The following is a 1,615-nucleotide window of genomic DNA, read 5'->3' on the forward strand; positions in this document are numbered from 1 at the left end:
TTTTTCTCTTGGAAATGGAATAAGAGAAGTTGATAGAGTTCATAGTGCTGTCGTAGTTCCTCGGAGAAAGACAGGAGTTTTTCCAGTATTTCCTTGTTAGTCAAGTGCATTCGGAACATAGGGCGATAAAATCGTTTATCGCTGATTTTACGGCTATCTTGTTGTATCAATTTCCAGTAGCGTTTCAAGGCTCGGTATTCCTGCGATGTTCTGTCGAATTGATTCATAATTTGAATACGGATACGGTTCATAGCACGACTAAGGTGTTGAACAATATGAAAGCGGTCGAGTACAATTTTTGCATTGGGAAATAGCTGTCTAGCCAATTTGTAGTATGGACTAAACATATCCATGGTAATGACTTTGACCCGATTTCTAACCTTTCTAGGATAGCGTAGAAAGTGGTTTCGGATGGTTGCTTGAGTTCTTCCGTCCAGAATGGCGATGACATTTAGGGAGTCGAAATCTTGAGCGATAAAGCTCATTTTCCCTTTTTTGAAGGCATACTCGTCCCAGCTCATCACCTCAGGTAAGGCATTCCAATCTGTTTCAAACTTGAACTCATTGAGTTTTCTCATAACTGATGATGTTGAGATAGATAGCCTGTGTGCAATATGTTTCATTGCTTGATTTTCGATGAGTAATTGAGCAATCTTCTGGTTAACAGCGACAGAGATTTGGTGGTTCTTCTTGACAAGAGGAGTTTCAGCGACCGCTATTTTTCCGCATTCTTTACACTTGAAGCGACGCTTTCTAAGGCGGATAAGTAGCGGGTAACCAGCAGTTTCTAGGTAGGGGATTTTAGAGGCTTTCTGGAAGTCGTATTTAGCCATTTGTCCCTTGCATTTTGAGCATTTAGGGGCTGTGTAATCCAAGTGACCGTGGAGTTCTAAGTGAGTTCCTAGGTCATATTCATTAGAGATAGTGATATTTTTGTCTTTAATTCTGAGAAGATTTGTGATAAGATTTAGTTGTTCCATATGAACCCTTTCTAATGTGAGTTTCGTCGCTTTTCATTATAGGTCATATGGGACTTTTTTTCTATACTCAAAAAGGCTCCATAATCTCCACGGTGGTTTTACCCACTACAGAAATTATAGAGCCCTTTAAAGAATGATTGGAGAATACATGACTGAAATTACGAATTTCTTTAAAGAACAATACATATCAAAAATAAAGAATGAACCTGAATTATTCATAGGTGTTGAATTGGAGTATCCAATTGTCAATAAAAGAGGCAAAAAATCCTCTATAATGGTTGCTAAGGAGCTGTTTAAATACTTATCAAGACTTGAAGGTTTTGATGTTGTACAATTTGATGGTGAAAATAATCCAATTGAACTTATACATTCATCAGGTGATGTTATGTAACCGCCCAATAACAAAGTATATTGAAAAGGCTCCAAAGTCCTATCGACTCTGGAACCTTTTTCTATTTACATGCTCTCTTAATTTTTTCCTTCCATGGCAAATAAGCCTCCAGCACCTCCTTTTTTGCGAGTGTCTCCTCATTAGGTAAGTGTTCTAGAAGATAGTTCATATATTTCTCTGCATCAAGTCCGTGTCGCTTAGCTGTTTCTAAAAGACTCAAAATGACAGCTGTTGACTTGGCTCC

The 1,615-nt window shown here is 38.2% G+C and carries 3 protein-coding genes; 1 reads left to right on the forward strand and 2 read right to left on the reverse strand.

All coding sequences use genetic code 11. From position 1 onward, the window contains the following. A partial coding sequence (locus C1E99_RS10515) for an ISL3 family transposase (RefSeq protein WP_105206448.1) occupies positions 1-980 on the reverse strand: 980 nt, incomplete at its 3' end. 148 nt (positions 981-1,128) lie between these two features. On the opposite strand from C1E99_RS10515, the gene C1E99_RS10520 reads away from it, so the two are divergent. After that, on the forward strand, positions 1,129-1,371 hold the full coding sequence (locus C1E99_RS10520) for a hypothetical protein (protein ID WP_105207515.1): 243 nt from the start codon (positions 1,129-1,131) through the stop codon (positions 1,369-1,371). Positions 1,372-1,432: 61 nt separating this feature from the next. Here C1E99_RS10520 and C1E99_RS10525 read toward each other — a convergent pair. Beyond that, a partial coding sequence (locus C1E99_RS10525) for a transposase domain-containing protein (protein ID WP_238146183.1) occupies positions 1,433-1,615 on the reverse strand: 183 nt, incomplete at its 5' end.

The sequence above is a fragment of the Streptococcus suis genome (genome assembly GCF_002964045.1).
Taxonomy (GTDB): Bacteria; Bacillota; Bacilli; order Lactobacillales; family Streptococcaceae; genus Streptococcus; species Streptococcus suis_U.